Origin of the sequence: Pseudomonas sp. H11T01 (genome assembly GCF_048515765.1) — a bacterium.
Lineage (GTDB): Bacteria > Pseudomonadota > Gammaproteobacteria > Pseudomonadales > Pseudomonadaceae > Aquipseudomonas.
This window is the reverse complement of the sequence record NZ_JBLYED010000016.1, coordinates 77144-88493: the sequence shown is the minus strand read 5'-3', so window position 1 is coordinate 88493 and position 11350 is coordinate 77144. Positions and strand designations below refer to the sequence as shown.

The following is an 11350-nucleotide window of genomic DNA, read 5'->3' as shown; positions in this document are numbered from 1 at the left end:
AACCCGTTTTTTCACGCTCTTTTGAAGACGTGAACCTCAAAAAAGGGCTGCCTCAGCCTGGCACCGGGCCCGAGGAATCAATGCCGACATGGAGTACATGACCGGCAAAACGGGCAAACAGCTCAGTGACCGAGCGCAATGGCAGCTCTGGCAGATTCGCGAAAAGCGGTGGTTTGCAGGAGAAACAGCAAGCGCGCCAGCTTCACTCGATCTGTGTGGGCGGCTCTCTGTGGGCGGTGCGGGGGAGCTAATACAAGCGCATTAGCGATGCTGCGAGGCCCGATCAGGAGACGTCCTTATAATCGGGGGGAGATTGTAGCGAAGAAACGTAGAGAAATGGTCCTGTTAAATGACTTTTATTAGCCGGTTGGTCAGGTGGTCAACCGTTGTTGCAGCCGTGAGCGACGAATGCGCGGGCTGATACGGGTGCCGGCGGGCAATGATTGATGCAGCCAGTTGGGGCGGATCTCTACGATTTCGACCCCGCCATCAGCCATTGGCGGCATGCCGCACTGCTTGAAAGCCTGGGTAGAAGGTTGCACGTGCGGGATGACACTCGCGTGTAACGGGTGTGACAACGAGGTGACAGGAGCCTGCTCTAGGTGTCTGGGTCAGACATTTGAGCAAGTGTTGCTTAGCGCTAGTTCGCAGCACGGGCCCACCGCTATACTGGCAATCTGTTTGTGCCTGATTCTGGAGAGATGAGCATGTTGCAACGCCTGTTGTTCGGTTTGATCACTGTGACCAGTTTGACGCTGGTTGGCTGCGCCTACAGCCCGCAACAACTCAGCCCGCAACCGAAACTCACGGCCCAGCTCGCGCCTGTGGGCCAGGGTCAGCCGGTGGTGGTGAAAGTGGTCGACGGCCGTCCGTCGCCAACCCTGGGGACCCGTGGCGGTCTGTACCCTGAAACCAGCGCCCTCAGCGTCGCCAGCGCCGATATCGTGCCCAAACTGCAAGCCCAGGCTGAAGCTGCCGTGCGCCTGCTGGGTTTCACCCCAAGCCCGAACGCCCTGAACGTTCCACAGGTGACCGTGACCCTGGTCGAACTGAAGTATCAGTCGCCTAAAGAAGGGATGTACGTGACCGAAGCGACTATCGGCGCGACCTTGCGCTCCGATGTGTCGAACGCCAACCGTCGCTACAGCGGCCGTTACGGCGCATCCCTGGATCAGCGTTTTGGTATGGCACCGAACCAGGAAACCAACACCAAGCTGGTCAGTGACGTGTTGAGCGATGCCTTGACCCGGTTGTTCAAGGATCCGACCATTGGTCAGATCCTGAGCCAATAAACCAGCCCGTAGGGACTGCCGCAGGCTGCGATTTTTTGATTGATCGTTCCCACGCTCCCGCGTGGGAATGCCTCACCGGACGCTCCGCGTCTGCTTGGGCTGTGACGCTGAGCGTCACGGCTGCATTCCTTTGCTGCGTCTGGGAACGATCATCCAACGATCATTTCAGAATTCAGGCCGCTTCGACGTACAAGTCGAGCATGCTCACGCCGGTCAACAAGTCGGTCTCTGGCAAATCAGCATGTTGATGTCCGCCGAGGGCGCAATACACCAGCCAATGGCGGTCCTGGACGTTGAAGGCCAGACCACCGACCAGCGCTTCCTGCTCATCGCTGGGGGAGATCAGATAAAGGCGATCCTGGTTTTCTGCGTGCAGCATGACAAGTTCCATGTCGGTATCGAGGGGCAACAGACTGGCTTGTTTAGATGACGAACGCGTGACCGCATAAATTAATCGGCGGATGGCGGGTTGTTTTGTCGAAAAGGGCGGGGCATGCGTCAGGGCTTTCGGTAGAATCCGCGCCGCGGGTGCTTGTTCGACGGCCCCTATGGCATGTTTTACTCGAGGTTGATGATGTCGCTGCAGCTGATCTGGTCCATGTTCAACGCCCACCCCGCCAAACTGATCAATGTCCTCGCCTTGCTGCTTGCCTGCCCTGGCGGTTGGCTGCTGCACGCGACCCGTCGTCGTGAGCAACGCGCTATGGCCAGCATGGAATCGCAAAGCCAAAGCCGCAACGTCGACCAACCGGTGGCGCTGCTGGACGTTGCGAGCATGCGCATGAACCGGCTTTACTACTGCTTTGGCTTCGCCTGTCTGGCGTTGGCGTTGCTGGTGTCGTGGGTTAGCACCTGGGTTTAAGAACCGGCTAAATCCCGTAGCAGTTGCCGAAGGCTACGTTGACCGGTATTGAGGCGAATCCTCTCCAGAAAAACAAAAACGGCGCCCAAGGGCGCCGTTGTCGTGTCCAGCGATTGCCTTACAACAGCAAACCAGCCTTGACCCGATACTGGTTGCGTACCGGCATCGCGTATTGCCGCACCAGAAACGGACGGTGCTCTACGGGACAGGAATCCAGGCGGCGTTGCCATTCTTCCTGGGCTTTGGCCAATTCCTCGGCCGGGAACAGATCGCCAGCGGGCGGCACCGGCAATTGCGGGTCGGCATCGCTCCATTGCGCGTAAGCGAGGTAGTGCACTGGAAATAACCGGTAGCCACCGAGAATCTGCCGGTCCATTTCGATCGCCAGTTGCTTGGTGTCTTCGAAGAGTTCGGTGATCGGCGCGGCGAAATTCACATGCACGCGACCTTTATAACCGGTGATGCCTTTAGCGATGCTGACATCGTCCTCGCCCGGTACCTTGCTGTAAGTGCCGGTGGTGGCGCGGATGTACAGTTCGCGGGCCTTGGCCTGATCGCACGGGTCGTATTCGTAGCTGATCGACACGGGAGTCAGGTTCAGTGAACGAATGACCTCGCCGAATGGCTCGTCCTTGCGGCTCATGTGGAACATCTTGAGGATCGCCGACTCGGTGCGGTCATCCCCGTCCTTGGCGCGGCCTTCGGCCTGGGCGATCCAGATCGATTGGCAATCGTTGCGGATCGAATGGCTGATGTAGGCCGAAAGCAGTTGATAGGCAGCCATCTTCTCGCGGCGACCGCTGATGGAGCGGTGCACGATAAAGCTCTTGTTCAGGCGCATCAGGTCGCTGACGAAGGGCTTTTGCAGCAGGTTGTCGCCAATGGCGATGCGCGGTGTCGGCAGGCCGGCATGGTAGATCGCGTAGTTGACGAAGGCCGGGTCCATCACGATGTCCCGGTGGTTGGCCAGGAACAGGTAAGCGCTGCCGGACTTGAACTGTTCGACGCCGGTGTAGGTCACGCCGTCAGTGGCGCGCTCGATCGTGTGGTCGACGTAAAACTCGACCTTGTCCTGCAAGGTGGCCACCGAAGTGATCCCTGCGAACTCGCGGCGCAGCCGATGAGCTATAAGTGGTTTGAGCATCCAGCCGAGGGCACCGGCAAAGCGCGGGAAGCGGAAGTGGGTGAGGATATCTAGAAACGCCTTGTCGCCGAGCAGCCGTGCCAGCACCGCTGGGACTTCGCTGTCGTCGTAAGGTCGGATGGCATCGAATTCGCCCATCATGCTCTCTTGTTAGAAACGGCTAGGGTAAGTAAAGGGTTGGATCAAAAAGTAGCCGGGCACGGTCTGAAAAGTCAGCTCAAACAAAAATAGCCCTGCGAATAGACCGGCGATTATACGCACAAGTCACTCTGGAGGCCGCGATGCTGGAAACTGCGCACTACGACTGCCCTTATTGCGGTGAAGAGGTTGAGGCTGTGCTCGACCTTTCCGGAGGCGATCAGCAGTACATTGAGGATTGTCCGGTGTGCTGCCGGCCGATTGTGTTCACGCTGCAAACCGACGGTCAGGAATGGATGCTCGACGTTCACACTGAAAACGAGTGAAGGATGAGCCTTTATGCAGCGAATCTACGAACCGGAAAACCTGATGGAAGGCGAGTTGCTTCAGGGCATGCTCGCCAGTGAGGGTGTGGAAGCGCATCTGGTTGGGCGGGATCTGCTGGGCGGTGCCGGTGAGCTGCCGGTGTTTGGTCTACTGGGGCTGTCAGTGGATAACGATCAGGCGCAATACGCACGGGAGCTGATCGCCGCGTACAATGCCGCGCAGCCGCTGTCGGGCGATGAGCCGGAAAGCTTCCCAGGCGTTCTGGTCTGTTAGGCTGGCGTTTGTTTTGTTCTAGAGTTGTGTTGCCCTATGTGTGGACGTTATGCCCTGTTTCGTTGGAACCCCGCTTTCGCAGCCTTGCCAGGATTCCCCGCGGATCAGCAGGCGCAGTGGAATATTTCACCCAACGATTCGGTGCTGATCCTGCGCGCGACCGACGGGCAACGTGATCTGGCCCGTGCCCGCTGGGGCCTGACGCCGCCGTGGTTGACCGATATGTCGCGAACTCCGGCCCATGCCCGAGCGGAAACCCTGGCCGAGCAACCGATGTTTCGTGAAGCCTTTCGTCTGCGGCGTTGCCTGTTGCCGGCCAATGGTTTCTACGAATGGCGCGGCACCACCCGCAAGCGCCCGTACTGGCTGACACCAGGGGAGGGCTCGGCGCTGTTTTTTGCTGCGATCTGGGAAGCGTATCCGGTGCAGGAGCAGGTCTGGTTGAGCACTGCGGTGGTCACTCAAGCCGCTTCGAGCCAGCGTCGACCGCTGATTCTCGATGCCGCTGGCCAGGAAGCCTGGCTGAACCCCGAAACGCCGCTGCACACCTTGCAGGCGTTACTCGCCAGCGAACCGGCGCCATTGCGCGAGCGGGTGCTGGCCAATCTGGTGAATGATCCGAAGCTCAATGCGCCGGAGTGTTTGACGCCGGGTTGAGTTGAATCAATGAGTTCTGCTGTGCTTTTGCTGACGCCTTCGCGGGCAAGCCACGCTCCCACAGGTACCGCGCAGTTTCTGTGGGAGCGTGGCTTGCCCGCGAAAAGGTCCGCAGGACCTTCCGGCTATTTTCGGCCATGGCGCAGGGGGAACCTGAAATGTACGTGCTACACGTCCGTTGTATCTGGCGCCGATACAATTCACCGCCTAGGATACGCGCCATGTTTTCAGGGAGCGTATTCATGAGTAAGTCATTGGTTTTGTGTGCGCTGAGCGCAGGTTTGCTGCTTAGCGGTTGCCAGTCCGTCAACACCACCAGCGGCGGTGCGGTAGGTGTGGAGCGCAAGCAGTACATGTTCAGCATGCTGTCGACCGATCAGGTCAACCAGATGTATGCGCAGTCCTACCAGAAGACGGTGGGGGAGGCGTCTACGAAAGGTGTGCTGGACAAGACCAGTACCGAGGCCAAGCGAGTCCAGGCGATTGCCGATCGACTGATCGCCCAAGCGCCGGTTTTTCGTGCGGATTCGGCTCAGTGGCAGTGGGAAGTCAACCTGATCAAGAGTGACGAGCTCAACGCCAACTGCGGTCCTGGCGGCAAGATCATTTTCTACACCGGGCTGATCGACAGCCTGAAACTCACTGACGATGAAATCGCCGCAATTATGGGTCATGAAATTGCCCACGCATTGCGCGAGCATGGCCGTGAAGCGATGTCCAAGGCCTATGGCATTGAAATGGCGAAGCAGGGTGCCGGGGCATTGCTCGGTCTCGGACAGGACAGCCTGGCCCTGGCGGACACCGTGGCCAATTACGGCATGACCTTGCCCAACAGCCGCAACAATGAAAACGAAGCGGACCTGATTGGCCTGGAACTGGCCGCCCGCGCCGGTTATGACCCGAATGCGGCGATCACCCTGTGGAATAAAATGAGCAAGGCGTCGGAAGGTGCACCGCCTGAATTCATGAGTACCCACCCGTCGTCCAGCAGCCGGATGGCTGCGTTGCAAGCAGCGATTCCAAAGGTCATGCCGCTTTACCAGAAGGCCAGGAAGTCCTGACCTGATCTGATCGTTCCCACGCGTGGGAACGATCATCGCGCTGCTTACACCCACCCACTCATTTGCATCGCTTTGTACACCGCGACAATGGCGAGGATGAAGAACGCCGTGGCCGCCAGGCGACGGATCAGGGTCAGGGGCAGTTTGTCCGCGGCAAAATTACCCGCCAGCACCACCGGTACGTTGGCAATCAACATACCAAGAGTGGTGCCGATGATCACCAGCCACAGTTCAGGATATTGCGCGGCGAGCATCACTGTAGCGACTTGGGTCTTGTCGCCCATCTCGGCGAGGAAGAACGCGATCAACGTGGTCAGGAATGGCCCGAACTTGCGACCAGTGCTGGCTTCGTCGTCATCCATCTTGTCCGGTACCAGGGTCCACAATGCCGTTGCGGTAAAGCTCGCGGCGAGGATCCAGTGCAGTGTGGCGTCCGAGAAGAAACTGCCGAACCAGGCACCGACCGCACCCGCTGCAGCATGGTTGGCCAAGGTTGCAGCCACGATACCGGCAATGATCGGCCAGGGTTTGCGGAAACGTGCCGCCAGAATCAAGGCAAGCAGCTGCGTCTTGTCGCCGATTTCGGCCAAGGCAACGATCGCGGTAGGAACGAGTAGAGAATCCAGCATCAGGTATTTCCTAAGGGGCGGGTCGACACGGCTATGACACGTACAGCCTTCCCGCCCCGGGTAAGGTGTTCGTGTCATAGGTCTTGTCAAACCCTGAGGTCCGTCTGAGCGGACTCTGGGTCGCATACGCCATGGTCTGAGGACCAAGTATGTTGACGTATGCCGGACGAGCATGGCGCTCGTGGGAGACTACTCCCCTAGGACGGAGCGGATTCTGCCTAGGCAAAATCCATTCGGCAAGCCTTCTTTTCTAAAAGAATTTCAGCTGCGCTTGGCCCGGTAGATTCGAAAGCCTTGTCCTTCAGCCTTGATCGCACACACCCCCAGATGCTCTTCGATCAGTGGTTGATACTTCAGGAAGCTGTTGGCCACCAAGCGTAGTTCGCCACCGTTTTTCAGATGTTTGGCGGCTTTTCGCAGCAAGTTTTCCGTCGCGTGGTAATCGGTATGCACCCCGACATGGAACGGCGGGTTGCTCAGAATCGCGCTTAAACCCATCGGGGCCGCGTCGATCCCGTCGCCCGTCAGCACCTCGGCTTCCAGACCGTTGGCGGCCAGGGTCAGGCGACTGCTGGCTGCGGCAAACGCGTCGACGTCCAGCAGCGTGACGGTGTTGTGCGGGTAACGACGTTTGACTGCTGCACCCAATACCCCCGCGCCGCAGCCGAAGTCCAGCAGGTGACCGCTGGGCAGTTTGTCCAGGTGTTCAAGCAGCAGGGCACTGCCGCGATCCAGGCGACCGTGGCTGAACACGCCGGGCAGACTGATGACTTTTAGCGGGCCCTCGGCCAGCGGCAGTTCGTACTCTTGCGCAAGACTTTCCAGCGTGACGGCCTCTGGCGCATTGGCCACAGTGACCTGCCAGAGCTGGCAATGTCGCGCGCTGTCGAGTTTGCGTGGTTTACCGAAGGGGTTCAGTTGCTTGGCCGCGCCTTCGATACCGCTGCGTTTCTCGCCGACCAGGTACAACTCGCGGCCGGCCAGGCGCGAGGCCAGGGCGTTCAACACGTAGTCGGTCAGATCCTTGGATTTGGGCAGGAACAGTACTGCGGTTTCGAAGCCTTGAACCGGTGCATTCACGCCAAAATGGCTGCGCTCGGCAAAGCGTGCGTCCAGCGCCGCTTGGTCGCCTGCATGCCAGCACCAGCCGTGAGCGTTCGGCAATTTGCCCAGCAAGTCATCGGCGGGCAAACCGGCCAGCAGCAGCGAGCCCTGGAATAACTCAGCCTGACGAAGCAGTACTTCACTGCGCGGATCCATACTCTGCTCCTTGAAAAAAAGTGCGGCAGTTTATCAACTGACGACCCGCAGCGCTGTACCGCTAAAAAAGCCTTGAGCGTTTTCGGTCAGCTGACCGACGATCCGCTGCCGCGCCTCGCGACTCCCCCAGGCGTTGTGCGGGGTGACGATCAAGCGCGGAATGTCGGCGGCCAATAGAGGATTGCTGGCGGTGGGTGGCTCGACGCTCAAGACGTCAGTCGCCGCACCGCCCAGATGTCCACTGCGCAACGCATCGGCCAGGGCCTGTTCGTCGATCAAGCCGCCGCGAGCGGTGTTGACCACAAAGGCGCCGGGCTTCATCAGCGCCAGTTCACGAGTGCTGATGAAGTTGCGGGTGTGTTCGTTGAGCGGGCAGTGCAGAGTCAGCGCGTCGATTTGCGGCAGCAATTCATCCAGTGGCAAGCGATCGGCGCGGGCCGGACGCCCAGGCAATTGGCCGAGCAGTACGCGCATGCCGAAGGCTTCGGCCAGTCGCGCTACGGCGCCGCCCAGTTCGCCATGACCGAGCAATCCGAGGGTCTTGCCTTCCAGTTCAACGATGGGGAAATCCAGCAGGCAGAACTGCTTGGCTTGCTGCCAGCGGCCTTCACCGACCGCTTTCTGGTAGTCGCTCAGGCGCGTGGCCAGCGCAAGTAACAGCATGATCGTGTGTTGGGCGACGGAAGGGGTGCCATAACCCTGGCAATTGCTGACGGTGATGCCGTGGGCGCGGGCGGCGTTGAGGTCGACGTTATTGGTGCCGGTGGCGGCAATCAGGATCAGTTTCAGCTCAGGACAGGCCGCCAGGGTTTGGGCATCGAGCATGATCTTGTTGCTGATGGCGACGTGGGCACCCTGCAGACGCTCGATGACCTGATCCGGTGTGGTTTGTGCGCAGAGCTGCAAGTCGCTGAAGCTGTTTCGCAGCGCACTGAGGTCAAGGTCACCCAGGTCCAGGGAGGTGTGGTCAAGGAACACGGCGCGGCGATTGTTACTCATCAACTGTACCTTTTGTGCGGTTAACTGAAGGCGTAATGTGGCGAGCCTAACAGATGAAACAATTCGTTACTCCCTGCCCAAAAGGAGCCCCCATGTACTGGACAGAGTTCTTGACCGTTGCCCTTATTCACCTGCTCGCCGTTGCAAGCCCAGGCCCGGACTTTGCCGTCGTAGTGCGCGAAAGCGTGACCCACGGTCGCCGCGCGGGTACCTGGACAGCGTTGGGTGTCGGTATGGCGATCTTCCTGCACGTGGGCTATTCGTTGCTGGGTATCGGCCTGATCGTGTCGCAGTCGATTGTTCTGTTCAACGCACTGAAATGGCTGGCGGCGGCTTATCTGCTGTACATCGGCTTCAAGGCGTTACGCGCTCAACCGGCCAAACCGGCCAAACCGGCCACTGAAAACCTGCACAAGGAAGTTGGCGAACGCACCGCTCGCGGCGCCTTCACGTCCGGTTTCGTGACCAATGGCCTGAACCCCAAGGCGACGCTGTTCTTCCTGTCGTTATTCACCGTGGTGATCAACCCGCACACGCCGCTGGCGATTCAGGCGGGCTACGGGGTTTACCTGGCCGTGGCGACCGGTGTCTGGTTCTGCCTGGTGGCCATGCTGTTCAGTCAGCAGCGAGTACGCGCCGGTTTCGCCCGCATGGGCCACTGGTTCGACCGGACCATGGGCGCGGTGCTGATCGCCATTGGTGTGAAGCTGGCATTCACTGAAATGCATTGATGCAGTCGGCTCAGGCAGCGGCCCGAGTGCCTGCTGCTTGAGCGCGATCGCCTGGGGCGACAGCCCGCAATAGCAGCGCCAGCGTCAAGCGTGATCGACGGTAGCCGCTTTGCGTTTACGGATGTAGTCCAGGAATGTTTCGATTTCGTTGCTGCACAGTGTTCTGGAAATCGCCTTGACTTCCTCCACAGGCCAATCCCACCAGGCGGACTCCAGTAGCGCCTCGCGGATATCCTCATCGAACCTCCAGCGAATGTGTCGGCAGGGGTTGCCGCCGACAATGGCGTAAGGCGCGACATCGCGGGTAACGACCGCACCTGCCGCGACTACGGCGCCGTGGCCAATAGTGACTCCGGACAAAATCAGCACTTCTGCGCAGATCCAGCAGTCGCTGCCGATCACCACATTGCCTTTGGTCGGGCTGAAACCTGGAATGTCACTTGCCTCGTCGATCATCAAAGGGAAGGGGTAGGTACTGATCCAGTCGGTGCGATGTCCGCCACCCAAGAGGATTTTCACGCCTTGCGCGATCGAGGTGTAAGAGCCGACTTTCAGAATGGTCTCATCGCCGAACTCGGTGACTTCTGGAATGCCATACGTCCCCACACCTATCTCGTAGTTTGGGTACCGCAGTCTGATCTTCTCTGGTAATTTTTCGAGTTTTTCGAGTCGGTTAAGGTGCTTTCTGGTTTTTCTTTTTTTGAGCTTCTCGAGAAACTTCATGCTGTTCGCCTGGCTAACGGTGGAAGAAAGAATGGATATTTTGATTCCATCGTCTAGCGATGCAGCAGGAGTCGCTTGAAGCGTTTGAAGCTGGTTCTGTTCAAATGGCGCCAGGGGATTGAGCGCAAAAGCTGCCAAGCCTCTTTCTTGTCTTCGACCACCGCATACTTCAGGGCCTTGTTGACCAGGGCTGTTCTGGCACTCTGGTAGCCAGGATGGACCTCGTAAGGCTGTATTGCCTGAAGATCGGCCTCCAGCAGAACCCGATACTTTCTCGACAGGTTGTTGGGGTGGCGTCGATAGCGGGTCACGCAGAATGGCAACTCATGTATTTCGTAACCTAGCCTCGCAATTCTCAGGGTCATTTGAAAATCCTGTACCCGAAGTTCTGGTGCGTAAAAACCGGCACTTTTCATCGCGCTCATTCGATAAAGCGCGACCGGTGCGCCGACCACCACCGCATGGCTCAGTATCTTGTCAAATGTGTACACGCTGATACAGGAGCGCTGTTGTTGCTTGATGGTTTTGCCCTGACTGTCCATGTAGATGATCAACGCACCTACGCAACCGACGTTCGGGTTTTTGTCCAGATACTCGGCGCGAATGCGCACCGACTCGGGCAACATGATGTCGTCTAGGTCAGGAGTCGATACATAGGTGCCTTTGGCGTACTTCAACCCATGGTTGAGTGCTGCGCTTACGCCCTGGTTCTGTTGCAAATACAGTTGAAAGTCGTAGGTCTGCTGCAACTGCTTGAGCATCGCGACGCTGTTATCGGTAGAGCCATCGTCGACAACAATGACCTCAAAATTCGGATAGTCCTGGGCAAAAATGCTATCAATCGCATCTTTCAGGTATTTCTGCGCGTTGTAACAAGGGGCCACGATCGACACCAGTGGCGCCGTTTTCGAGGGGTGTTCCTGGGGAAAGGTCAGTTCACTGGTCATTGTTATATGGAATACCGACGACTTTTGACGACGCTGGTCCGATGGCAGGAGCCAGCCAACGGAATGTGAGTTGCAGGTTCGACAATTACCGAAATAGTACCTAGGTCATTGTGTCGGTGCTGATACGTATGCTCTCTCGTCGCACCTCTTCACGACAAGTGCTCTGCGCAGGTATTACAAGGTTTTACAACTTCTGACATCGACGCCGTTGTAGCGAATGATTCCAGGTTGGGTAGGCATATTCGGATAATCGCGCGAAGCTGGCATTTGTACGGCTCTGCAAATCATTCCTTTGGCTGATTTAGCT

At 58.3% G+C, this 11350-nt stretch carries 15 protein-coding genes and 1 riboswitch; of the genes, 7 read left to right on the top strand and 8 right to left on the bottom strand.

Annotated features, from left to right (window positions below):
* Positions 1-371 precede the first annotated feature (371 nt).
* Positions 372-506 (bottom strand): hypothetical protein, encoded by a 135-nt coding sequence (locus ACN1C3_RS21275; protein ID WP_419117728.1) that lies wholly within the window; start codon positions 504-506, stop codon positions 372-374.
* Positions 507-707: 201 nt separating this feature from the next.
* Here ACN1C3_RS21275 and ACN1C3_RS21270 point away from each other — a divergent pair, with 201 nt between their 5' ends.
* On the top strand, positions 708-1292 hold the full coding sequence (locus ACN1C3_RS21270; protein ID WP_419117727.1) for a YajG family lipoprotein: 585 nt from the start codon (positions 708-710) through the stop codon (positions 1290-1292).
* A gap of 172 nt (positions 1293-1464) precedes the next feature.
* Here ACN1C3_RS21270 and ACN1C3_RS21265 read toward each other — a convergent pair whose 3' ends face one another.
* Positions 1465-1671, bottom strand: a complete 207-nt coding sequence (locus ACN1C3_RS21265) for a hypothetical protein (protein ID WP_419117726.1) — start codon at positions 1669-1671, stop codon at positions 1465-1467.
* A 195-nt stretch (positions 1672-1866) separates the two neighbouring features.
* On the opposite strand from ACN1C3_RS21265, the gene ACN1C3_RS21260 reads away from it, so the two are divergent.
* On the top strand, positions 1867-2154 hold the full coding sequence (locus ACN1C3_RS21260) for a hypothetical protein (RefSeq protein ID WP_419117725.1): 288 nt from the start codon (positions 1867-1869) through the stop codon (positions 2152-2154).
* 118 nt (positions 2155-2272) lie between these two features.
* Here the strand turns inward: ACN1C3_RS21260 and ACN1C3_RS21255 are convergent, their stop codons facing one another.
* A complete protein-coding gene (locus tag ACN1C3_RS21255) occupies positions 2273-3439 on the bottom strand; it encodes a 1-acyl-sn-glycerol-3-phosphate acyltransferase (RefSeq protein ID WP_419117724.1) in 1167 nt (388 codons plus the stop codon).
* 140 nt (positions 3440-3579) lie between these two features.
* Here ACN1C3_RS21255 and ACN1C3_RS21250 point away from each other — a divergent pair, with 140 nt between their 5' ends.
* From ACN1C3_RS21250 to ACN1C3_RS21235, 4 genes are all read left to right on the top strand, one after another.
* Complete coding sequence (locus tag ACN1C3_RS21250; protein WP_347901977.1) at positions 3580-3762, top strand: CPXCG motif-containing cysteine-rich protein; 183 nt, start codon at positions 3580-3582, stop codon at positions 3760-3762.
* A 13-nt stretch (positions 3763-3775) separates the two neighbouring features.
* Positions 3776-4036, top strand: a complete 261-nt coding sequence (locus ACN1C3_RS21245) for a putative signal transducing protein (protein ID WP_419117723.1) — start codon at positions 3776-3778, stop codon at positions 4034-4036.
* Positions 4037-4072: 36 nt separating this feature from the next.
* On the top strand, positions 4073-4693 hold the full coding sequence (locus ACN1C3_RS21240) for an SOS response-associated peptidase (RefSeq protein WP_419117722.1): 621 nt from the start codon (positions 4073-4075) through the stop codon (positions 4691-4693).
* Between the two features lie 242 nt (positions 4694-4935).
* Positions 4936-5754: a M48 family metallopeptidase gene (locus ACN1C3_RS21235; protein WP_419117721.1), complete on the top strand. Its 819-nt coding sequence runs from the start codon at positions 4936-4938 to the stop codon at positions 5752-5754.
* Positions 5755-5798: 44 nt separating this feature from the next.
* On the opposite strand, the gene ACN1C3_RS21230 is transcribed toward ACN1C3_RS21235, so the two are convergent.
* The 3 genes from ACN1C3_RS21230 to ACN1C3_RS21220 form a co-directional block, all read right to left on the bottom strand.
* Positions 5799-6383: a TMEM165/GDT1 family protein gene (locus tag ACN1C3_RS21230; protein ID WP_419117720.1), complete on the bottom strand. Its 585-nt coding sequence runs from the start codon at positions 6381-6383 to the stop codon at positions 5799-5801.
* Positions 6384-6472: 89 nt separating this feature from the next.
* Positions 6473-6593, bottom strand: a riboswitch (yybP-ykoY riboswitch).
* A 51-nt stretch (positions 6594-6644) separates the two neighbouring features.
* Positions 6645-7643, bottom strand: coding sequence for a methyltransferase (locus ACN1C3_RS21225; protein WP_419117719.1), 999 nt, complete (start codon positions 7641-7643; stop codon positions 6645-6647).
* A gap of 33 nt (positions 7644-7676) precedes the next feature.
* Positions 7677-8642: a 2-hydroxyacid dehydrogenase gene (locus ACN1C3_RS21220; RefSeq protein WP_419117718.1), complete on the bottom strand. Its 966-nt coding sequence runs from the start codon at positions 8640-8642 to the stop codon at positions 7677-7679.
* Positions 8643-8734: 92 nt separating this feature from the next.
* Between ACN1C3_RS21220 and ACN1C3_RS21215 the strand changes: the two genes are divergently transcribed.
* A complete protein-coding gene (locus ACN1C3_RS21215) occupies positions 8735-9373 on the top strand; it encodes a LysE family translocator (RefSeq protein WP_419117717.1) in 639 nt (212 codons plus the stop codon).
* An 84-nt stretch (positions 9374-9457) separates the two neighbouring features.
* Here ACN1C3_RS21215 and ACN1C3_RS21210 read toward each other — a convergent pair whose 3' ends face one another.
* Positions 9458-10096 (bottom strand): CatB-related O-acetyltransferase, encoded by a 639-nt coding sequence (locus tag ACN1C3_RS21210; protein ID WP_419117716.1) that lies wholly within the window; start codon positions 10094-10096, stop codon positions 9458-9460.
* A 53-nt stretch (positions 10097-10149) separates the two neighbouring features.
* Positions 10150-11043, bottom strand: a complete 894-nt coding sequence (locus tag ACN1C3_RS21205; protein ID WP_419117715.1) for a glycosyltransferase family 2 protein — start codon at positions 11041-11043, stop codon at positions 10150-10152.
* Positions 11044-11350 lie beyond the last annotated feature (307 nt).

What these genes read in the sequence shown, in the direction of transcription:
- ACN1C3_RS21275 (WP_419117728.1), bottom strand. Translation starts at nt 506, where the DNA reads ATGCCGCCAATGGCTGATGGCGGGGTCGAAATCGTAGAGATCCGCCCC.
- ACN1C3_RS21270 (WP_419117727.1), top strand. Translation starts at nt 708, where the DNA reads ATGTTGCAACGCCTGTTGTTCGGTTTGATCACTGTGACCAGTTTGACG.
- ACN1C3_RS21265 (WP_419117726.1), bottom strand. Translation starts at nt 1,671, where the DNA reads ATGCTGCACGCAGAAAACCAGGATCGCCTTTATCTGATCTCCCCCAGC.
- ACN1C3_RS21260 (WP_419117725.1), top strand. Translation starts at nt 1,867, where the DNA reads ATGTCGCTGCAGCTGATCTGGTCCATGTTCAACGCCCACCCCGCCAAA.
- ACN1C3_RS21255 (WP_419117724.1), bottom strand. Translation starts at nt 3,439, where the DNA reads ATGATGGGCGAATTCGATGCCATCCGACCTTACGACGACAGCGAAGTC.
- ACN1C3_RS21250 (WP_347901977.1), top strand. Translation starts at nt 3,580, where the DNA reads ATGCTGGAAACTGCGCACTACGACTGCCCTTATTGCGGTGAAGAGGTT.
- ACN1C3_RS21245 (WP_419117723.1), top strand. Translation starts at nt 3,776, where the DNA reads ATGCAGCGAATCTACGAACCGGAAAACCTGATGGAAGGCGAGTTGCTT.
- ACN1C3_RS21240 (WP_419117722.1), top strand. Translation starts at nt 4,073, where the DNA reads ATGTGTGGACGTTATGCCCTGTTTCGTTGGAACCCCGCTTTCGCAGCC.
- ACN1C3_RS21235 (WP_419117721.1), top strand. Translation starts at nt 4,936, where the DNA reads ATGAGTAAGTCATTGGTTTTGTGTGCGCTGAGCGCAGGTTTGCTGCTT.
- ACN1C3_RS21230 (WP_419117720.1), bottom strand. Translation starts at nt 6,383, where the DNA reads ATGCTGGATTCTCTACTCGTTCCTACCGCGATCGTTGCCTTGGCCGAA.
- ACN1C3_RS21225 (WP_419117719.1), bottom strand. Translation starts at nt 7,643, where the DNA reads ATGGATCCGCGCAGTGAAGTACTGCTTCGTCAGGCTGAGTTATTCCAG.
- ACN1C3_RS21220 (WP_419117718.1), bottom strand. Translation starts at nt 8,642, where the DNA reads ATGAGTAACAATCGCCGCGCCGTGTTCCTTGACCACACCTCCCTGGAC.
- ACN1C3_RS21215 (WP_419117717.1), top strand. Translation starts at nt 8,735, where the DNA reads ATGTACTGGACAGAGTTCTTGACCGTTGCCCTTATTCACCTGCTCGCC.
- ACN1C3_RS21210 (WP_419117716.1), bottom strand. Translation starts at nt 10,096, where the DNA reads ATGAAGTTTCTCGAGAAGCTCAAAAAAAGAAAAACCAGAAAGCACCTT.
- ACN1C3_RS21205 (WP_419117715.1), bottom strand. Translation starts at nt 11,043, where the DNA reads ATGACCAGTGAACTGACCTTTCCCCAGGAACACCCCTCGAAAACGGCG.